Source organism: Haloleucobacter ellipsoideus (genome assembly GCF_052491725.1).
Genome location: NZ_JBQWAR010000019.1, coordinates 286,630 through 306,750 on the forward strand (window position 1 = coordinate 286,630; position 20,121 = coordinate 306,750).

At 60.9% G+C, this 20,121-nt stretch carries 20 protein-coding genes and 1 tRNA gene; 12 read left to right on the forward strand and 9 right to left on the reverse strand.

The window, feature by feature from the left end; all coding sequences use genetic code 11:
- Nucleotides 1-26: 26 nt before the first annotated feature.
- Nucleotides 27-251, reverse strand: a complete 225-nt coding sequence (locus ACT6QG_RS11420) for a DUF2934 domain-containing protein (RefSeq protein ID WP_444977687.1) — start codon at nt 249-251, stop codon at nt 27-29.
- Between the two features lie 164 nt (nt 252-415).
- On the opposite strand from ACT6QG_RS11420, the gene ACT6QG_RS11425 reads away from it, so the two are divergent.
- Nucleotides 416-2,047: a cisplatin damage response ATP-dependent DNA ligase gene (locus ACT6QG_RS11425; protein WP_444977688.1), complete on the forward strand. Its 1,632-nt coding sequence runs from the start codon at nt 416-418 to the stop codon at nt 2,045-2,047.
- A 25-nt stretch (nt 2,048-2,072) separates the two neighbouring features.
- Here the strand turns inward: ACT6QG_RS11425 and ACT6QG_RS11430 are convergent, their stop codons facing one another.
- A complete protein-coding gene (locus ACT6QG_RS11430) occupies nt 2,073-2,786 on the reverse strand; it encodes a S24 family peptidase (RefSeq protein ID WP_444977689.1) in 714 nt (237 codons plus the stop codon).
- 153 nt (nt 2,787-2,939) lie between these two features.
- On the opposite strand from ACT6QG_RS11430, the gene ACT6QG_RS11435 reads away from it, so the two are divergent.
- Complete coding sequence (locus tag ACT6QG_RS11435) at nt 2,940-3,305, forward strand: DUF952 domain-containing protein (protein ID WP_444977690.1); 366 nt, start codon at nt 2,940-2,942, stop codon at nt 3,303-3,305.
- Between the two features lie 5 nt (nt 3,306-3,310).
- Here the strand turns inward: ACT6QG_RS11435 and ACT6QG_RS11440 are convergent, their stop codons facing one another.
- A complete protein-coding gene (locus tag ACT6QG_RS11440) occupies nt 3,311-4,636 on the reverse strand; it encodes an MATE family efflux transporter (protein ID WP_444977691.1) in 1,326 nt (441 codons plus the stop codon).
- A gap of 9 nt (nt 4,637-4,645) precedes the next feature.
- On the reverse strand, nt 4,646-4,918 hold the full coding sequence (locus ACT6QG_RS11445; RefSeq protein WP_444977692.1) for a DUF6460 domain-containing protein: 273 nt from the start codon (nt 4,916-4,918) through the stop codon (nt 4,646-4,648).
- A 271-nt stretch (nt 4,919-5,189) separates the two neighbouring features.
- On the opposite strand from ACT6QG_RS11445, the gene ACT6QG_RS11450 reads away from it, so the two are divergent.
- The 5 genes from ACT6QG_RS11450 (at nt 5,190) to ACT6QG_RS11470 (ending at nt 10,967) form a co-directional block, all read left to right on the forward strand.
- On the forward strand, nt 5,190-5,762 hold the full coding sequence (locus tag ACT6QG_RS11450) for a hypothetical protein (RefSeq protein WP_444977693.1): 573 nt from the start codon (nt 5,190-5,192) through the stop codon (nt 5,760-5,762).
- Nucleotides 5,763-5,973: 211 nt separating this feature from the next.
- Nucleotides 5,974-7,518, forward strand: coding sequence for a signal recognition particle protein (gene ffh, locus ACT6QG_RS11455; RefSeq protein ID WP_444977694.1), 1,545 nt, complete (start codon nt 5,974-5,976; stop codon nt 7,516-7,518).
- Between the two features lie 66 nt (nt 7,519-7,584).
- On the forward strand, nt 7,585-7,959 hold the full coding sequence (gene rpsP / locus ACT6QG_RS11460) for a 30S ribosomal protein S16 (protein ID WP_444977695.1): 375 nt from the start codon (nt 7,585-7,587) through the stop codon (nt 7,957-7,959).
- A gap of 200 nt (nt 7,960-8,159) precedes the next feature.
- Entirely contained in the window at nt 8,160-9,314 is a 1,155-nt protein-coding gene (locus ACT6QG_RS11465) for a GGDEF domain-containing protein (protein WP_444977696.1), read from the forward strand.
- Between the two features lie 156 nt (nt 9,315-9,470).
- On the forward strand, nt 9,471-10,967 hold the full coding sequence (locus ACT6QG_RS11470) for a leucyl aminopeptidase (protein ID WP_444977697.1): 1,497 nt from the start codon (nt 9,471-9,473) through the stop codon (nt 10,965-10,967).
- 98 nt (nt 10,968-11,065) lie between these two features.
- Here the strand turns inward: ACT6QG_RS11470 and ACT6QG_RS11475 are convergent, their stop codons facing one another.
- The gene (locus ACT6QG_RS11475) at nt 11,066-11,446 is read right to left on the reverse strand and encodes a hypothetical protein (protein WP_444977698.1); all 381 of its coding nucleotides are present in this window, start codon (nt 11,444-11,446) and stop codon (nt 11,066-11,068) included.
- A 272-nt stretch (nt 11,447-11,718) separates the two neighbouring features.
- Here ACT6QG_RS11475 and ACT6QG_RS11480 point away from each other — a divergent pair, with 272 nt between their 5' ends.
- Nucleotides 11,719-12,084 carry a hypothetical protein gene (locus ACT6QG_RS11480; protein ID WP_444977699.1) on the forward strand — a complete coding sequence of 122 codons (366 nt, stop codon included), beginning with the start codon at nt 11,719-11,721 and terminating at the stop codon, nt 12,082-12,084.
- Nucleotides 12,085-12,261: 177 nt separating this feature from the next.
- Here the strand turns inward: ACT6QG_RS11480 and ACT6QG_RS11485 are convergent, their stop codons facing one another.
- Both ACT6QG_RS11485 and ACT6QG_RS11490 read right to left on the reverse strand, forming a co-directional pair.
- Nucleotides 12,262-12,966 (reverse strand): NUDIX hydrolase, encoded by a 705-nt coding sequence (locus ACT6QG_RS11485; protein ID WP_444977700.1) that lies wholly within the window; start codon nt 12,964-12,966, stop codon nt 12,262-12,264.
- Between the two features lie 282 nt (nt 12,967-13,248).
- Nucleotides 13,249-13,992: an SIMPL domain-containing protein gene (locus tag ACT6QG_RS11490; RefSeq protein WP_444977701.1), complete on the reverse strand. Its 744-nt coding sequence runs from the start codon at nt 13,990-13,992 to the stop codon at nt 13,249-13,251.
- A gap of 173 nt (nt 13,993-14,165) precedes the next feature.
- Here ACT6QG_RS11490 and ACT6QG_RS11495 point away from each other — a divergent pair.
- The 3 genes from ACT6QG_RS11495 to ACT6QG_RS11505 all read left to right on the forward strand — a co-directional run bounded on the left by ACT6QG_RS11495 (nt 14,166) and on the right by ACT6QG_RS11505 (nt 15,703).
- Nucleotides 14,166-14,241 (forward strand) — tRNA-Ile (locus ACT6QG_RS11495).
- Between the two features lie 234 nt (nt 14,242-14,475).
- Nucleotides 14,476-14,886: a site-specific integrase gene (locus ACT6QG_RS11500; protein WP_444977702.1), complete on the forward strand. Its 411-nt coding sequence runs from the start codon at nt 14,476-14,478 to the stop codon at nt 14,884-14,886.
- A 79-nt stretch (nt 14,887-14,965) separates the two neighbouring features.
- Entirely contained in the window at nt 14,966-15,703 is a 738-nt protein-coding gene (locus ACT6QG_RS11505; protein WP_444977703.1) for a type II toxin-antitoxin system death-on-curing family toxin, read from the forward strand.
- Between the two features lie 306 nt (nt 15,704-16,009).
- Here ACT6QG_RS11505 and ACT6QG_RS11510 read toward each other — a convergent pair whose 3' ends face one another.
- Complete coding sequence (locus tag ACT6QG_RS11510) at nt 16,010-16,156, reverse strand: hypothetical protein (protein ID WP_444977704.1); 147 nt, start codon at nt 16,154-16,156, stop codon at nt 16,010-16,012.
- Nucleotides 16,157-16,774: 618 nt separating this feature from the next.
- Entirely contained in the window at nt 16,775-17,518 is a 744-nt protein-coding gene (locus ACT6QG_RS11515) for an AraC family transcriptional regulator (protein ID WP_444977705.1), read from the reverse strand.
- Nucleotides 17,519-17,825: 307 nt separating this feature from the next.
- On the opposite strand from ACT6QG_RS11515, the gene leuA reads away from it, so the two are divergent.
- On the forward strand, nt 17,826-19,496 hold the full coding sequence (gene leuA, locus ACT6QG_RS11520) for a 2-isopropylmalate synthase (protein ID WP_444977706.1): 1,671 nt from the start codon (nt 17,826-17,828) through the stop codon (nt 19,494-19,496).
- Nucleotides 19,497-20,121 lie beyond the last annotated feature (625 nt).

Consider the following 20,121-nt stretch of genomic DNA (forward strand, 5'->3'; position numbering starts at 1 on the left):
CTGAGGGCCCCGTTTCCTTTTGCAGGTCAGGATATGCCTGCTGCCGGATCGTTTTTCAGGACCTGTAACTGTGCAAGGCCCCAATGGTCACGCCGTTGCGTATGGGGAAACCCGGCATCGCGCCACAGGGCAAAGGCCCGGCTGCGAATGCGCTCTCTCTCCCATCTGGAAAGGCCCTGCAACTTGTCTTCCTGCTGCATTCCGGGCGGCGTATCCCCCGCATTGGCGGGTTCTCGAGATGAATGTGGCATGCTTCCCTCCGCTGCTCTGGCTTTGGGCCGTAGCGGCCTTTCCCCGTCAACGCCCGGCACTCCATCCGGTTCCACGCTTTCTGAATATTTTTCACCTGGCCTTCCCCGCGCCCCGCGCCATTTTTCTTGCCCGCCTGCCGCAGGCATGGGATGGCTGACAAACCATGAACCGCTTCGCAGCCCTTGTGGACCGGCTTTCCAGTGAGCCGGAGGAATCGGCGCGCATCCGGCTGGTCGCAGACTATTTGCGCCAGAGGGATGATCCGGCGCGCGGCCATGCCCTGGCCCTGCTGGCGGGAGAGGTCACCCTGCCCCGCATCAGCCCGGCCCAGCTGCGCACCCTGATCGGCACGCGCGTGGACCCGGCACTGCTCCGGCTGTCACAGGATTTTGTGCGGGATCTGCCAGAGACAATCGCACTGATCTGGCCACAGAATGGGGAAGCCCCGCCCGCATCGCCGGAACTCATGGACATCACCTCCGCGCTTGCGCAGCTTCCCAAGCCAGACCTCCCCTCCTGGCTGGCCGCGCGGCTGGATGATCTGGATGATCTGGGCCGCTGGGCGCTTCTGAGGCTTGTTACCGGCGGCCTGAGGCTGGAAAACGGGCCACGGCTTGCGCTGGGTGCTCTCAAACTGATGGCCCCGGACAAGGCGGATGAACTGGAACGCATCTGGCCCCGGCTGGAGCCTCCATATCCCGGTCTGCTGGAATGGCTGGAGCAAGGTGCCCCGCGCCCCGCGCCCTCGCGCCTTGCCGCCTTCCAGCCCCTCAAAAGCGCTGTCCCATGGCTTGAACAGAACAGCGCAAGGCTTGTGGCGCAGGAGTTTCTGGCCGAATGGAAGTGGAACGGCCTGCGTGTGCTTCTGGTGCAGGAAACCGGGCCGGATGGAGGCAGAATCTCCCGTCTCCATACCCATGAGGGGGAAGACATCACCACCGCCTTCCCCGAATTTCAGGCGCTGCTGCCACGGGATGGGGCGATTGATGCCCAGCTCATGCTTGTGTGGAACGACAGGCCGGGTCACTTGCCCCGCCCGCCGGAGGATTTACGCCACCGGTTGAACCGCAAGCGCCCCTCGGCAAAGCTGCGGGCTGATTTTCCCGCACATCTGCGCGCCTTTGACCTGCTGAGCGAGGCAGGGGAGGATCTGCGCCCGGCCCCGCTTCACCACCGCCGGAGCCGACTGGCCGCCATGGTGGAGCACAGTTCATCCCCTTATCTGAGCCTGTCACCCGCCCTGGACTTCTCGGACTGGGCGGAACTGGCGCGCCACTACCATGCACCGCCCCTGCCCGAGGCAATCAGCGGCATCATGCTGAAGCACCGGCAAAGCCCATACGCGCCCTCCACTGCCGAGCCTCACTGGCATGCGTGGAAACACAGGGCCGAAACTCTGGATGCCGTGCTGTTATATGTGCAGCATGTTCCGGGCGCGGGCATGCTGTGCACATTTGGCCTGTGGGCGCGGGGTGAGGAGGGAGACATGCTGGTGCCCGTAGGCAAGGCAACCCTGCCGGAAACGCAAGCTTCCACCTCAGCAGACCCCGCCGCAGCGGTTGCCCATCATACCCGCACGGCCACCATCAACCGTTTCGGCCCGGTGCGGGAGGTGCGGCATGAGGCGGAAAGCGGGCTTGTTCTGCGCATCGCCCATGAGGGGCTCGCCCGCTCCGCACGCCACCGCAGCGGCTTGACCCTGCGCCATCCCAGAATCATCGCGGCGCTGCCGGAAACCCCGCCCATGGCGGCAGACCAGCTTGCCCCCCTTCAGGCCCGCCTGCCCTCTTCCTGATCCCTCTTCCCGCCCCTGCCGAGGCCTACTGGCTGGCCCAGATAATGCGCGCCATCCACTCCAGCCGGTCGATCGGGATCTGCCGGTCCTCATAAGCGGGGTTAAGGGAGCGCAACTCCACATGGCGGGCGGTTTTGCGCGCCAGCTCCTTGGCCAGAACCTCCCCCTCCCGGGTCTTCACCACCACCCTGTCACCGCGCCGGATGGAAGCGGCGGGGGAAACGACCACCACATCACCATCCCGGAACACCGGCAACATCGAATCGCCCGCGATCTCCAGCGCATAGGCGTTTTCATCCTCGACATCAGGGAAATGAACCTCATCCCAGCCTGTGCCGACAGGAAAGCCGGCATCATCGAAAAAGCCGCCATTCCCCGCCTGCGCAAAGCCGATCTGCGGAATGGCACGCTGCATGGCATGAACCGGCAAGCCTTCCGGCAGCTCGCCCCATAGCGGTGCCGGATCCTCGGAAAAGCCGGGAATATGCTCATGCAATGCTGCGGAGGGCTGGAACAGGGTGAAGAAGCGCTCCGCGCTGGTATTGGTGGCGGCCAGCACCTTGGCGATGCTCTCTGTGGAGGGCCAGCGCAGGCGCCCATCCGCCGTAATGCGCTTGGAACGGTTGAAGGTGGTGGGGTCAAGCCCCGCCTGCCGCGCAAGGGCGGACACCGAAAGGCCACGCTCCTGCGCCAGATGGTCCAGTGCACGCCAGATCTGGCTGTGGGTCAGTGTCGACATGCCATTTTCCGTGTGCGTCATCCTGTGTGTCGCCACATTTATAAGAATATGTTCCCGATTTGTACAGGATTTTAGTCCTGTCCACTGTCAGCTTGGCATGGATTTCCCCCGCCTCACCTTCTAAGAGGAGTGGCCCTATGCGGAGTTCAGCCCATGACAGACAAGCCCCTGACCCCGACCCGCCTGATTTACAAGATCTGCCCCGCCCCATTATGGGCACAGGCCGAGGCGGCCGGCGTCTTCGAGGGCGCTCCTGTCGACCATGCGGATGGCTATATTCATTTTTCCACCGCTGCACAGGCGCGGGAGACAGCGGCGAAACACTTTGCCGGGCAGAACAATCTCAGGCTGATCGCGGTTGAAACAACCGCGCTGGGGGCGGCGCTGAAATGGGAGCCATCCCGCGGCGGCGCGCTGTTTCCCCATCTTTATGCCGCACTGCCCCTCTCCGCCGTGGCGTGGATTGAAGAGCTGCCGCTGGGAGAAGATGGCGCCCACATTTTTCCCGCCATGGAATGAGGCTGTCAGGGCGCAGGTTCAAAGGTGCGTCGCATCAGGCCCGGCAGGCGCAGCAGCAGAAAAAGCCCGCGGGCAAAGAACAGCAGCACCAGCGCCAGCCACAGGCCGTGATTGCCAAGGGGCAGCAATAACCACCACGCCACGACATAAAGACACACCGCCAGCAGCATCATGTTTCGCATATCGCGGGACCACAGCGCGCCGATAAACACCCCATCGAACACAAATGCGCCCACACCCGCCACAGGCAGAAGGGCCGCATAGATCAGATATTCGCGCGCAACCAGGCGGACATCCACGCTGGTGGTCATGAAATCGATGATCATGGGGCCGATGGCCAGATACAGCATGCAGGCGGCCAAAGCGCAGCCCGCGCCCCACAACAAGCCCAGCCGGATCCCCCTGACAAAATCCGCCCGCCGGCGCGCGCCCACGGCAGAGCCGCAAATCTGCTCCACCGCAGTGGCAAAGCCATCCAGAAAGAACACAGCCAGCAGCCCCATATTCTGCAACAGGCTGTTCGCGGCCAGTGTGGTGTCTCCCGCCCGCGCGCCCTGTGCCGCGAAGAAGAAGAAGGCGAACATCAGCGCCGCGGTGCGGATGAGAATATCGCCATTCAGCATCACGGTTTGCAGCAGGCGCGCCCGGTCCAGCAGGTCCTTGCGCGGAACGGAGAAGGAAAAGCCGACAAGCTGGGCGCACAGCACCACACCCACGACCGCCCCCAGAACCTCACCCACCAGCGCGGCGAGCCCGGCGCCGGCCACGCCATAGCCTGCCCACAGCACCAGAATAGCGGAAAGCGCCATGTTCAGCGCATTCATGCCCGCCTGCAGGGCCAGCGCCCGCCCTGTATATCCCTGCCCTGTCAACCAGCCCAGAATGGCGTAATTCGCAAGGCTGAACGGCGCGGCGAAAATGCGGACATGGAAATAGTCGGCCACCGCGGCATTCACATCCGCGCTGCCTCCGGCCAGCTTCAGGGCCACCATCAGAATGGGCACCTGCAAGGCCACCATGGCAAGGCCCGCCCCGGCGGCGATGATGAAGGCGCGCAACAGAACCGCGCGCCGCTCCACCTCATCATTGCGGCCGATGGCCTGCGCCACCAGCCCCACCGTGCCCATGCGCAGGAAACCGAAGACCCAGAACAGCATGTCAAAGATGACGGCAGCCAGCGCCACGCCACCCAGCAGGGCCGCATCTCCCAGCCGCCCCACCACCGCGGCATTGACAATGCCCAGAAGCGGCGTTGTCAGATGCGCCAGCGTCATCGGCAGGGCGATGGCCAGAACCCGGCGGTGCGTTACCCCTTCCACCGGCGCATGCATGGGCAAACCTCAGCGCCGGGCGTTGGCAATACGCATGATGAGCCACAGCGGAATCACGATCACCGCGCCCAGCAGGAAATAGCTCCACAGGCGCCCAACCGCATCGAACCCAAAGGAGAACAGGCTCCGCACCAGCCGTTCAAGGCTGGTGAAAATATTCATGGGGTCCAGCCCCAGAGCGGCCAGAATAACGCCCACCACCACGCACAGCACCACCAGGCGCACAATCACCCATATGGGCGAGCCGCCAAAAAAGCGTGTGAGCTGATTGTTCTCGGCCATGCGTCATCTCCTGTATCTGGCATGGTCTAGAGCATTTTGCGCCCACAGGGGAAGAGCCCCCGGATGCAGCTTCTCCGCCAGCGGGCAGGTTTCAGGGCCGGCGGGCCCGGGTCAGGCGCCCTGAGCAACCTGCTCCGCGCCTGCGGCGCAAACATCCATCTGCCTGCGACACCTTCGCCCTTTTCTCGCATGCCGCAGCAGATTAGAGCTTCTTCAGAGGGCCTGGTCACGCGCCCCTGCGTGCGGGACAGGCCGCAATCAGGATGGACCGTTGAACCTCTACGCATTCACATTTGCCATCTGGGCGCTGCTGCTCACCCCCGGCCCCACCAACACGCTTCTGGCGCTTTCCGGCGCGGGCGTGGGGCTGAAACGCTCTCTCCGGCTCATTCCTGCGGAAGTGGCGGCCTATCTGCTGGTCACCATACCGCTGGCGGTGGTGGGGGCGGAGCTGCTCGGCCAGTGGCCGGAGGTGGCGCGGCTGGTGAAATTCGCGGCGGCGGCATGGGTCGCATTCCTGGCGGTGAAACTGTGGCGGGTGGAGACATCCGGTTCCCTGGCGGGGGCTGTCACGGCACGTCGTGTCTTCATCACCACTCTTCTGAACCCCAAGGCGCTGATTATCGGCCTCACGCTCCTGCCGCAGGAGGCTCCGGGCCATCTTGCCCTGAATGTGGGGGTCTTTGCCGTTTCCATAATTGCCGTGGCCACCATCTGGGCCGCCGGCGGCGCCATGCTGCGGCGCGGACGGGATGCCGCCCTGCCCCCGGTTCTGCGTCGCGCGGCAGCCTGCTGGCTGGGCATTCTGGCGGCGGCACTGGTCAGTTCCGGCATTTCGGCCTGAAACCTCTTCCCGCGCCAATTGCCAGAGTGAGGCAAAACTGGTAAGCAACGCGCCTTCACAGGACGGCCATGCCGATTCCGCCGCCCGGGCCGAGAGCCCGGAGGTTCCCGCCCGACAGCGCTATGCGCCCTCGGGCGCGTTTTGCGTTGCCTTCTGGCGGGTGCGAAGCGCTATGGTGCGTCTCCAGTGAAACCGAAACAGACGGGCAGCCATGTTCGATACCCTCTCAGACCGCCTTGGCGGCATACTCGACAAGCTGAAGCGGCGCGGCGCTCTTACCGAGGCTGACGTCGGCGAAGCCATGCGTGAGGTGCGCCGGGCGCTCATCGAGGCCGATGTGGCGCTGGATGTGGTGCGCTCCTTCACCGACAGGCTGCGCAAGCGCGCCGTTGGTGTCGAGGTCATCAAGTCCGTGACCCCGGGCCAGATGGTGGTGAAGCTGGTTCATGATGAACTGGTCGCCACCCTTGGCTCCGACGCCCAGCCGATTGATCTCAACGCCCCGGCCCCGCTGCCCATTCTCATGGTCGGCCTTCAGGGCTCGGGCAAGACCACTTCAACGGCCAAGATCGCCAAGCGGCTGACCGAGCGCGGCAAGCGCAAGGTGCTGATGGCCTCGCTCGACACCCGCCGCCCGGCGGCGATGGAGCAGCTGGCAACCCTTGGCCAGCAGGTGGGCGTTTCCACCCTGCCCATCATCACGGGCCAGAGCGCGGTACAGATTGCAAGGCGCGCGCTCGATGCCGCGCGCCTCGGCGGCTATGATGTCGTGATGCTCGACACCGCCGGTCGCGTCACGCTCGATGAGGCGCTGATGGCCGAGGTGGCCGAGGTCAAGGCCGTCGCCAACCCGCATGAAGTGCTGCTGGTGGCCGACAGCCTCACCGGCCAGGATGCGGTGAACACCGCCAAGGCGTTTGATGAGCGCGTCGGCCTCACCGGCATTGTGCTCACCCGTGCGGACGGTGATGGCCGCGGCGGTGCAGCGCTTTCCATGCGCGCGGTGACCGGCAAGCCGATCAAGCTGCTCGGTACCGGTGAAAAGATGGATGCGCTGGAGGACTTCGATCCCCAGCGTGTTGCCGGTCGCATCCTCGGCATGGGCGATGTCGTCGCCCTTGTCGAAAAGGCCGCCGAGAATCTCGATATCGAGAAGGCCAAGCGCACCGCCGAGAAGATGCGCAAGGGCGCATTCGACCTTGAGGACCTGCGCGACCAGCTTCTGCAGATGCAGAAAATGGGCGGTCTTGGCGGCCTCATGGGCATGCTGCCGGGCGTCGCCAAGGTGAAGAACCAGATCGCCTCTGCCAATCTCGATGACAAGGTGTTCAAGCGTCAGGTCGCTGTCATCAATTCCATGACACCGAAAGAGCGCGCGAACCCCAAGCTGCTGGATGCTTCCCGCAAGCGCCGCATCGCGGCCGGTGCCGGCGCGAAGGTGGAAGAGATCAACCGCCTGCTGAAGATGCACCGCCAGATGGCGGATGTGATGAAGGCCATGGGCGGCAAGGCGGGCAAGCGCGGGCCTCTGGCCGGCCTTGCCAGCATGATGGGCTTCAAGGGCGGTGCGCCATCGCCCGAAATGCTGCAGGACATGGCCGAGAAGATGGGCGGTGCCGGCGGGCTTCCTCCCGGCGGCCTGCCCCCCAATTTTCCCGGCCTGCCCGGCGGGGGGCTGCCCTCCAAGTTTCCGGGCGGGCTTCCCGGCCTGCCCAAGGGCTTTCCCGGTCTGGGTGGCCCCGGAAAGAAGAAATAGGGCTGGTGCCTTTCACCAGCTTTTCCAGAACCTCACATTCAAGACATTGAACATAAGGAAAATCCGATGTCCCTGAAGATCCGCCTCTCCCGCGGCGGCGCCAAGAAGCGCCCTTACTATCGTATCGTTGTGGCTGATGCCCGCGCCCCGCGCGATGGCCGCTTCATCGACCGTATCGGCTCCTTCAACCCGCTGCTGGCCAAGGATGCCGAGAACCGCGTGGTTCTGGACCTTGAGAAGGCCAAGTCCTGGCTCGAAAAGGGTGCGCAGCCGACCGATCGCGTCGCCCGCTTCCTGGACGCTGCCGGCCTGCTGAAGCGCGACGCCCGCAACAACCCGAAGAAGGGTGAGCCCGGCGACAAGGCCAAGGAGCGCGCGCAGGAGAAGGCCGACAAGGCTGCCGCCGCTGCTGCGCCGGCCGAGGATGCATCCGCAGAGTGATGCTTCACAACCCCGCATGGGGCTGCTAATTGAGCTTTCAAGCCGCGGTTGCTAAACGCACCGCGGCTTTTTCTTAACCTGCCCCAGACATTCACCCAGACGCAGACCTGCACAACGCCCTTTTACGAACATCACCAGCCTTTCAGTTCGCCAATGGAGCTGCAGATCACCTGATCCGCAAATTTTCAGGGCAAGAACAAATGGATCTCACCAATCATCTGGATGCATCCACGCTCTTCCTGGTCAATGCAGTTTCCCTTGCCGTATTCGCGGTGACCTATATTTTCGCCTGGTGCGGACAAAGCAACCGCGCCTACTGGGCCGCGCTCACCATCTCGAACATCCTCTTCTCCATCGCATTCATCATGTTTTCATGGCTGATCGATGCGGAATACAGGGCTCTTCTTCTTCCCAACTGCCTCATCATTCTCGGGCTGGGCGTGCGCTGGCAGTCGGTGAGGGTCTTTTTCGGACATCGCCCCTCCTATTTGCTTCCGTCGATCTTCACTGTCATGGTTTTCTGCCTGCTGTATCTTGAGAACAGGATCGGCACCGGCGTGGCCTTCAGCGGGGTGAATATCGTCATCTCCCTGCAAATAGCCATCATCATCTATGCGCTGGTCTCGGAACGGGCTCAGGATCTGCCCTCACGCTGGGGGCTGGCAGCGGCCTATGGCATTGTCTTCATCACCTCCGCTATCCGTGCAACGCAGGGCTGGATGCTCGATCAGGGCATGAGCAGCCTGCTGCCGGCGGATGCCTTTCTGCATGCGCATCTTTTTTCCGCGGCCATTCACATTGTAGCCTCGGGGGCGTTCTCCCTGTCCATGGCCTATGAGCAAAGTGCGGTGGAGCTGCGCCAGATGGCGCTGTGCGATGCGCTGACAGGGCTGCCCAACCGGATGGGGCTGGAAAGCCGGCTGAAAAGCAGCTTCAGGTTCGGCCTTGCGAAATGCGCCGTGTTTGTCATCGATATTGATAGCTTCAAGAAGATCAATGACACATATGGCCATGGGGTGGGCGATGTGGTCATCCACCATTGCGGACAGGTGATCAGCCGCCATCTGCGCGACACGGATTTTGTCGCGCGCATTGGCGGAGAGGAGTTTCTGGTGATCATCGCCCACACCTCTCCTCCCGAAGCGTTGCAGATTGCCGAGCGGATCCGTCTGGCCATGGCCGGGGAGTGTGTGGAAGCGGGAGAGGATCTGGTGCGTTTCACGGTGAGCGCCGGAATCGCATATACGGAAAATCCGCGCCTGTCCTTCACGCATATGATGATGCAAGCAGACCAGCAGCTTTACAAAGCCAAGGCGGAAGGACGAAACTGCGTGCGCGCAACCGTGTGCGCGTGAATCTTTTCCCCTTCGTGCCTATATTCTGGCTGCCGGGACCAAACCCGCGTCCAGGATTTTGACGCGATCTTCGCGTAACCGTCCACCCACTATCGCACGCCGTGAGCGGGAAACGACAAACCGGTCATTCCCATCCTCAGTGCTCTGGAGCCTCGCATGTCCGAAACTGTGAACCTCTCGTTCTCCAAGCTTTCCGCCGCACCCAAGGGGGTGCTGATCGTGCTCACGGACGAGACTCTGGCCTTTGGTCCCGGGACGCAGAAGGTGCTGAAGGCGGCCGATGCGGCGCTCACCCGCGCATTTGATGCCGAACGCTTCAAGGGCAAGGCGTTCACATGCGTTGATGTGCTGGCGCCCGCCGGCCTTCAGGCGCCGCGCCTGATTGTCGTCAGCACCGGCAAGACCTCAGAACTGAAGAGCGCGGACTGGGTGAAGCTTGGCGGAATCATTGCCGGGCGCATTCCCGCCAGCGCCGAAGAGGCCAGCATTCTGCTGGAACTGCCGGGCGGCCCCATCGCGGCCGAGGATGCAGCCGAACTGGCGCTGGGCCTGCGCCTGCGCAGCTATGCCTTTGACCGCTACAAGACCCGGAAGAAGGATGAGCCGGCCCGCGAGAGCCTCGACATTCACCTGCTCGCCGGCGATGAGGCCGCGGCCCGCAAGGCATGGGCCGCCCGGGAGGCTGTGGCGGACGGGGTGGTGCTGGCCCGCGATCTCGTCAACGAGCCCGCCAATGTGCTGGACCCGCCGGAATTTGCCCGCCGCGTGCAGGAACGCCTGTCCACTGTTGGTGTCGAGATCGAGGTGCTGGACGAGGACGCGCTCGCCAGGCTTGGAATGCGCGCGCTTCTGGCTGTAGGCCAGGGGTCCATCAAGGAAAGCCGTGTTGTGGTGATGCGCTGGAATGGCGGCAAGAAGGGCGAGGCCCCGCTCGCCTTCATCGGCAAGGGCGTGACCTTTGACACTGGCGGCATTTCCATCAAGCCCGCCGCCGGCATGGAAGACATGAAGGGCGACATGGGCGGAGCCGCCTGCGTCACCGGCACCCTTTATGCCCTGGCCGCACGCAAGGCGAAGGTGAATGCGGTCGGCGTCATCGGTCTGGTGGAGAACATGCCCGATGGCGCGGCCCAGCGCCCCGGAGACATTGTCACCTCCATGTCCGGCCAGACCATCGAGATCATCAATACCGATGCGGAAGGCCGCCTCGTGCTGGCCGATGTGCTCTGGTATGCCAATGAGACCTTCAAGCCGAAGCTGATGGTTGATTTCGCGACCCTGACAGGCGCCATTCTGGTGGCGCTGGGGCAGGAATATGCGGGCCTGTTCTCCAATGATGACGGACTGGCCGGGGCCCTGTTCGCGGCTGGCGATACCAGCGGCGAGAAGGTCTGGCGCATGCCGCTGGCACCTGCCTATGACAAGATGATCGACAGCAAGTTCGCCGACATGAAGAACACCGGCGGGCGCTTTGGCGGCTCCATCACCGCGGCCCAGTTCCTCCAGCGCTATGTGGGCGAGACCCCGTGGGCGCATGTGGACATTGCCGGCACCGCCATGTCCTCCCCCTCCACCGATACCAATCGCAGCTGGGGTTCGGGATGGGGCGTGCGCTTCCTCAACCAGTTCGTGGCCGATAACCACGAGGGCTGAGCGGGCTGCCCCGCCACCACCTGCCCTGAAATGACAGAAGGGCGCCACATGGCGCCCTTCCTTGCAAACAGATGGCCCCGGAGGGTTTTAATGCACACTCACTCCGGCTCGACAGAGATGATGCGATAGGTGTGCATCTCCTCATCTTCCTTTACGGAAATATATTCTCCGACGACAAAGGATTCATCACCGAAGCGATAGCCGGGCTCATCATCATCATCGCCCGCCACATCATAGCGGAAAGCCCAGCTCCCGCCGGGGCGGCGCACCAGATGGCCGATTTCATCCTTCTCGTCAGGACGGAACTTCACCACCCGGCAGGTGTCACGGTGCTCGTGCCACTGCTCCGGATCGATCTTTCCATCCTCCTTCAGCGGAAGGGTGAATGTGTAGCCATATTCGCGCGAGCCTTCAGGATAGCTCTTCTCGCGGGCAAGCTCCATGCGCACCTTGTAGAAGCCACGCGGCAACTGGCTCATCTGCTCCCTCCACATATGGCGGACACTCAGGCCCGCACCGGATTCCATTTAAACCTTACGCCGGGAAGCGTCATATCGCCTCATGCGCAAGTCCTTTTCATTATAAGAACTTACACCATATGTGGTAAATTAAAAAAACAGCCGGAGGACCTGTCAGCCACAATTTGATATGGCTCAAACTTATATTCCGGATTCTCTCGGATACTCACTCAAAACATAACACACTCAGGGTGAATGCAGCCTGCTCCGGCTGCACAAAAGGAGACCCACCCATGGATCAGACACCTTTTTTCCAGAACCTGACCCGCATGTGGACCACGAATTCCACGCCGACGGCATGGCCCACAAACACGCTCAAGGCCGTTTATTTTGACTGTCCTGTCGCGATGGCGGCGCATTTCCAGTCGTTTCTTGGCCGTTGCGCGCAGGATCAGGTGCAGTTCCTGACCGATCTTTCCCGCGAACAGAACCCGGCCAATATCCTGACCCGTGAAATGGCCTATCTCCAGCAGTCCACGCTCGCCTGGAATACGGAGATGATGGAGCTTGCGGAGCTGTTCCAGAGCAAGGTTCTGGCAAATACGCCCCTGCAGAACACCAACTGGAATGCTTTCGGCGGCGGAAACAACGCCGGCTGACCCCATAAGAGGATGGGTGCGCGCCTCTGCGCACCCGGTTGCGCATCTGCCCTTGCCGCGCACCTGCCCTCCATGCAGGATCATTCCCAGCCGGGGATATTGGGCCATGGGCCCAGCCGGCAAGGGGCATCCAACTTCAGCTCTTGTCAGATATTGCTCTGGCCCAGATATGGTGGCCTAGCTGTTATTCTTGCCCTTGGGCGAGGACTTCTTGGGCGCGCCCTGGCCAGAGCCCTTCGGACCGGATTTCGGGCGAGAAGCCTTTTGAGGAGAGGCCTTGGCCTTCTTGGCCCCGGCATCAGCCTTCGTCCCCTCTGATGCATCGGATGATGCGGGCGCAGGAGAGGATTGCTTTTGCGGGGTCGCCGCCTTCTTGGCTTGCGGAGCGGCCGCCTTCTTGGCCTTCACCTTCTGCTGGTCCGCTTCCAGCTTGTCCTTCCACTTGGTGGCCATCTGCTCACCAAATTCAAGAATGAGCTGCTTCAGATCCTCTTCATTGACAGCCGCCGCGGCGCTTTCGATGGTGAACCAGAAGCCCACACGCTGGGAACGCTCCGGCCAGCTTTGCAGCTTCCGCTTCACCTTCAGGGGAAACACCAGCACATCGCAGGTCACCGAGCGCACGCTCAGGCGCTTCTCATAGGTATAAGTACCAACCGGCTCATGCGCGATATTGCCCACGAGCCCCGCCTCTTCATAGGCCTCGACCGCAGCCGCCTTGGCAGGGGAAATCCCCTTCATGGGCCAGCCCTTGGGAATGACCCAGCGCCGCGTCTCGCGCGATGTGATCAGGCGGATCTGGACAGCACCATCCTGCCGCACGCGATATGGCAATGCGGCATACTGGGTCCGCCGAGCTGCCTGCGTGCCTTCCACCCCCATTCGCGTTCCCTCAAAATCCGTCGGTTAACCCCAACCTGGCCTCATCTTTACCCCGGAGCATTTCCGATGCGCCGCAAGCACAAGCCTGCTGCACGAAATACACAACTCCAAAGAACTCAACCGTTTTCCCAAGCGTCACCGTTTTCCCAGTCGTCATGGCGTGGAAAAACAGGGTGCTCGTCTCCGATGGCCCAAGCCATCGGAGATTCGTATGCGGCAATGTTTAGCATGATGCGCGCAATGCAAAATATCCCGTTTGCGTCACTCATGCAGATATGAAGCCTAGCGAGGCTCGGCCTCATAAACCAACACGGCCTGCGCGCTGACATCGATTTCACCGGCCTCCACCGGCACCGCATCGCTCTGGGCCTCTGCACGGGCCATCATCACCATCGGCCGCATGGGCGGCACCTGCACGGACAGCGGCTCCACCGAGAGCACGCGGGTCAGGCGCAGACCCGCTGCTTCCGCGATCCGCTTGGCCTGCTCGACTGCATTTTCCACCGCAGCCACGCGCGCATCTTCCATCAGCTTGGCGCGATCCGCGATTGTAAAGCTCAGACCAGATGCCTCATTAGCGCCAGCCTCGACCATCTTGTCAAGCAGCCCGCCAAGTACAGACAAGTCCCGCACCCGGACCTGAACAGTATTTCTGACCTCAAATCCGGTCAGGCGCGGCTTTTCATTGCTTCCGGAACGGGGATAAACATATTGCGGCTGGACGGAGAAATTGTTCGTCGAAATATCCCGCGCCTCAATACCGGCCTCCTTCACGGCGGCGATCACGGCGGCAACAGCCTTGCTGTTCTGCTGCATGGCATCGGCCGCGGTCTTGGCCGTGGTGACCACGCCGGTGGAGAAGGATGCCATATCCGGCACAGCCGAAAGCGTGGCCTCACCCACCACCTTCACGGTTGCGGCCTGGGCGGCAACCGGCGCAAATGCCGCAACACCAAGCCCAAGGCTGGCCAGAACGGCCATGGAGCGCAGACGCGATGATGACCTCAGAACCGGGAAAGAACGCATAAAGGCCTCCTCATGAAGCTGGAACCGACACACCATATTGCGATCACGGCGCCAATGGGGCGGAAATGACACCTTTCGCCTGTGATTGAGATGTCTTCAACGGTTGTTCCACAGCCCTGAGGTTGGTAGAGCACTTGCGTGATGGAATCGTGTATGAACAATGCACCTTCCCAGGGCCCGTAGCTCAATGGTTAGAGCCGACCGCTCATAACGGTCTGGTTGGGGGTTCGAGTCCCTCCGGGCCTACCACCATCCTAAGTATCTGGTTTTTCATAAAATTTTAGGCACCCAATTTTCGATGTACACCTCAGTGTACACGCTGCCGTACACATCCGGGCCCACTAAAAAGGGGTTGATATGTACCTGTGGCGACGTCCGTGCGGATTCACCTTCCAGCAACGTATCCCGGCTAGTTTTCGGAAAAAAATCGGGGAATCGCCGACCCGCCCGCTTCGGATAGGAGGACAGGACATCGACCGCCCCGTGAAAACGAAGACGTCCAAGCGATATGTCGCGATCCACCCCTTGCTACATGAATGCGGCTTCGTCGAATATGCCAAGAGCGTGACGTCTCCGGACGGCTTCGTGTTCAGTCACTTTCACCGAACGGACGATCCGCCGGATGCCGCCCAGAAACAGATGTACAATTGGATGAATGCGCTCGGTATCCACGAGACCCAACGGCAGGTATTCCATAGTTTGCGGCACAGCGCTAAGGACTGGTTCCGGGATCACGTAGGCGACCGCCTCGCCGACAAGCAATGTGGCCACGCCTTTTCGGGCGTCAGCGCCAAATACGGCGCGAAGCTCCTAAAGCCGAAGGAAGTGCGTCAGATCATGGAAATTCCTGCTCCGGAAGGAGTAAATTTCGCACCTTTCGTACAACAGAGATGAAAAATTCGCGGAATCTTCTAATAATTATGAATTAAGCACTAATCAGCTTATTATAGATTTCTTTAAGCGGGGCGGAAACATGTGGATACCGAATGTAGATCAGATCAAGTCGGTTCATGACGAGCTGGTCGTACTTTTTCGAGAAGATGAAGACCCAATTTCCCCACCCGGCATTCGCAGCGAGGATCTTCTTCAATCTGCCGCGAGCCGCCCCCTGACCTCATTGGGCGGGATCGATAAATACAAGAGCACACTCCAAAAAATCGCAGCATTATTTCATTCCCTAACTAAAAATCACGCATTTCACAATGGAAACAAGCGAACAGCAACAGTTGTACTTCTGACGTCCCTATATAGAAACGACCTTAGACTCAAGGAAACGGTAAACGACGATGTTTTGTTCGATTTTGTACTATCTGTAACGGCAGATAAATTTCCCAACAATAGCAAGTCATTTAGCGTCGATGAGGTGGTTTCGGAAATTGCGGAGTGGCTGCGTAAACACACGCAAAAGCTAGCTGGAAAATCGGGATCTATGAAAATCATCGATTTCCTTGGAAAGTGCAGGTCAGTTGGTGCCAATGTGAAAAAAACGAAAACTGGTTCCTACGCGGTCAGCACAGCCTTAGGGAACATTCGAGTTAGCGGGTCAACACCTGAAATCTCCGGGCCGGTCGTTAGAACATATCTGAAGAAACTGGGATTAACGGTGTCGGCATCTGGGTTCGACCAGAGAGAGTTTGAAGACGGCGTCTCTCCAGAGCGAGAACAAGTGCGGCGATACATGGTTACGCTTCGACGGTTGGCCAAGACATAAGGTACTTGACGCTCGTCAGCCGACGATCGAGCATGGAAAAACCGCCATCATAGGGCTCGCTACCCTCCGGCGGTTTTCACAAGGTGTGTCAGAATGCTGAACGATACCGTTGAAGATGTAAAGCCGCCGTTGACGGCGAATTGAGCCGGGGGGTCGGATATGACCCCTTCGACGTCGAGCCGGACCTTACCCGCCCAACCAAAAATGTTGACGAAGTCCCGCGTGGCATAGGCAAAATCATTGCCGCCACTGCCGCTGCACTTGAGACGTCAGTCGCCCGATCGTCGCACACGACGCACTCCGACGTCATGCGTTCAAACTCCGCGTGGAAGCTCGATCCGCTCGCTTGACGATCACGGCCAAATAGAAGAGGATGCCGCGATCGTCTCGGTGCGTCGTCTCAGTGATGATGACGTCGAGCGCGAGGCCTCGGATTGTCGTCGTCGTTTCCATGAAAATCTCCATAACGCCTTGTTTTACAAGGATTTTATAGCATAGTCAGAGCTTGGAGCCCAGGACTCGACGATCGCAGGACCAATGAAGATCTAACGTCCGGCAGTCCGGCGTCTCGATGTGCGGCATCTCCCCGGCTCCGGGCAAGACGGTAGGCGGGGGTTGACGTCGGACGTGCGCGCATATGCTCTTCCGAAGGCCATGCCCCCCAAGGGGGATGGCCGCAGCCCCACAGGGGCGTGAGAAGAGCGCGCACGTCGGACGTCACCGAAGCGCGGGGCCACGCGACTATGCGGGAGGCCCGGTCGCCGTAGGCGAGCGAACCGGGACCCGTGGCCCGGTTCGAAGGGGTGTAGCATCGTCGTGGGGGAAGCTGAGGGGAACCCCTGCCGGGTAATTGTTGACACCGTAAAAACGCGACCGTACACATCGCTGAACCCGAGAATGTGCTCGTAAGGCATTGAAACTCTGGGTGCCGTTGAAAACCAGTGCTTCCTGGCGTACACAGCCTTTCGCCCCTCCGGGCCTACCAATGCTTTCAATATGTTGCGCCGGAATTTTCCTGATTTGCGGATGGCCTGCCAGTCCGGATGGCGGATTGGCGCGCTGCAACCGCGCTCAGAAATAGGCGCTGGGCGGGCATCCGAGGGAGCGGCGGAAGATGGCGGAAAAGGCGCTTGGGCTTTTGTAACCACATTCCAAAGCCACATCGAGAATGCTCCGGCCTTCCGCCAGCATTGTCAGGGCATTCAGCATCCGGGCCTGCTGGCGCCAGTGCCCGAAACTCATGCCCGTTTCGCGCCTGAACAGCCGCATGAAGGTGGCCCGGCTCATATGGAGCGAAGTGGCTGCGGCTTCAACGGAAAGTTCCTCCCCCACATCATTGCGGAACCGCTCGCACATCCGCGCCAGCTCGGAATGTTTCGGCGTGGGCAGATTGAGAGGCTGGGCCGGCTGGAAGGACAGCTCCATCAAAAGCAGTTTGACAACCGCATCCACCCGCTCCGGGCTTCCCGGATTTTCGGAAAGCGCGACAAGTTTCAGGATCAGTTCCCGCAAAAGAGGGGTGATGGCCACGACGAGGCAGGTATCGGGCAAGCCCTGCATGCCATCGGCCTCGATCAAAAGCGAGCGGAACTGCACACGCGTATGGCTTGCCGTTTCATGCTCAAGACCGGGCGGCATCCAGACAGCCCGGCTTGGTGGCACGACCCAGGTGCCCTCATCCGTGCGGATAGAGACCACCCCGCTGACCGCATAAAGGAGCTGGGCCTGTTCATGACAGTGCTTCGGCCCCGAAAAGCAGGGGCCGTCATGCGCGATGACGGCGATCTTGTCGGTGATGCTGACACCGCTCTTCAAGATTGATCCCTTTGCGACGATTAATGAGCATCAGGCGTTAGAATATCAGCCTTGCGTGCCCTAGGGTAGATCATCTCGCAGCAGGAAGTCTTGTCAGGTGTTCGCCCCGCATCGCCCCAGTGCCCATCCCGAAGTGCCGCATCCTGCGGCAATCGGCATGGCCGTTGCGTGCCCGGCCCGCCCCCTTCCCTGCCTGCCCGCCTGCCTTGCACTGCGACTTATCAGCGGTCGTCGGGCCTGACGGCTTCCCGGCGACTGTAGTCGGCCGTGTCACATTTTTCAAAAATACACTGGAACGGATCACGTCATGCTGACCAATCCTGAAGTCAAATATCGTCCCTTCATTTCCCCCATCGCGCTGGAAGATCGCCGGTGGCCATCGAACCGGCTGACGAAAGCGCCCCGCTGGCTGTCCACCGATCTGCGCGACGGCAACCAGGCGCTGGCCGACCCGATGGATGTCGAACGCAAGATGCGCTTTTACGACATGCTGCTGGCCGTCGGTTTCAAGGAAATCGAGATCGCCTTCCCATCGGCATCGCAGACCGAGTTCGATTTCGTGCGGGCGCTGATCGAGGCGGACCGGGTGCCGGAGGATGTGACCATTCAGGTCCTCACCCAATCCCGCGCGGACCTGATCGCCCGTACCTTCGAATCCCTGCAGGGGGCGCGGCAGGCGATCGTTCATCTCTATAATGCAACCGCCCCCCTGTTTCGCCGTGTCGTCTTCGGCATGGAGCGGCACCAGATTGTCGATCTGGCGGTCACCGGTGTCACGGCAATGCTGGAGGAAAGCCTGAAGCGGCCGCAGACCGACTGGACCTTTGAATATTCGCCGGAAACCTTCTGCTTCACGGAACCGGACTTCGCGCTGGAGATCTGCGAACGGGTGCTGGATGTGTGGCAGCCCACGCCTGAGCGCCCGGCCATCCTGAACCTGCCGGCGACCGTCGAGGTGGCGACGCCGAATGTTTATGCGGACCAGATCGAGTGGTTCTGCCGCAACATCTCGCGCCGCGATGCGGTGGTCATCAGCGTTCATCCGCACAATGACCGGGGAACGGCCGTTGCCGCCGCCGAACAGGCCCTGCTGGCCGGTGCGGATCGGGTCGAGGGCTGCCTGTTCGGCAATGGCGAGCGGACCGGAAATGTGGATCTGGTGACGCTGGCGCTGAACTTCTACACGCAAGGCATCGATCCGAAGCTCTATTTCCCCGCCATCCGCGATGTCGTGAAAACTGTCGAGCATTGCAACGGGCTGCCGGTGCATCCGCGCCACCCCTATGCCGGCGAACTGGTGCACACGGCCTTCTCCGGCTCGCATCAGGATGCGATCAGGAAGGGGTTCGCCGCCCACGGACAGCGCAATGACGGAATCTGGGAAATGCCCTATCTGCCCATCGATCCGGCCGATATTGGCGAGACTTATGAGGCGGTCATTCGCGTCAACAGCCAGTCCGGAAAGGGCGGCATCGCCTGGGTGATTGAACAGGACAAGGGCCTGAAACTGCCCCGCCCGCTTCAGATCGATCTGAGCCGCCGGGTTCAGGAGCATGCCGACTCCACCGGCAAGGAAATCACCGCGGCGATGATCTGGGCGATCTTCGAGCAGGCCTACCATCTGACGGGCCCGCAAGAGTTCGAACTGGTGAGCTATCAGGATGGAACCCCCTCCAGAAGCGGGAACCAGCGCGTCTTCGCCGGGCGCATCCGCCACAAGGGGCGTGAAATCGCGGTCACGGGTCGCGGGAATGGCCTGATCTCCAGCGCCATTTCAGCGCTGGAGGAGAGCTGTGGGGTCGCGCTGGACGTGATCGACTATCAGGAACATGCCCTGAAACGCGGTACGGATTCCCAGGCGGTTGCCTATCTCGAATGCCGGGCGCATGACGGCCGCAAGATTTTCGGGGTCGGCATTGATGATGATACGGCCACCGCCTCCGTGAAGGCCGTGCTCAGCGCCGCCTGCGCCATCTGACTCCCTTGCGGTCAGGCTTCCGAGCCTGACCGCATTTTTTCTGCGCAGCCATCCACAGGCAACCCGGGGCCGCAAGGCATCATGCGCGAGACGCTCTGAAGAAGAGCGCCACGGCCCTGAGTGCGTTTTCATGAACAGCACCGGCCGCTGCCGGATCATTGCCATCCCTTTATCCGCTTATGGCGAGAAGCGCTCCGAACTGCATCTGGCAGGCGGATCTGCGCGTGCATGGCATTCATCCGGGCATGATCAGCACCAACGCACAACACTGAATTCAAATAGATAAATAGAAATAAAATTCACTCTATAAAAATACATTCAAATTTCATCACGAAAATTACAATACAAACCTAAATTATGGAATAATTTTAAATATATTGAATTTCATATAGAATATATATACTTATTAATATTTATTAATGCAATTGCTTCTTAAAATCAGTTATGATTTCTACATGTTGACTATGCGAATATATTGTCTATTCCTCCCCGCATCGGGGAGTAGCCACCACTTTGTGGGGTCGTGTCAACATGCTCGCTTTGGCGTGGCACGGCCAGTCGTTCAGCGACCAGGCAAGACCGTGGCAGCATCAGATCGCTAACGGACGATCGGAGTGTGTGCCCG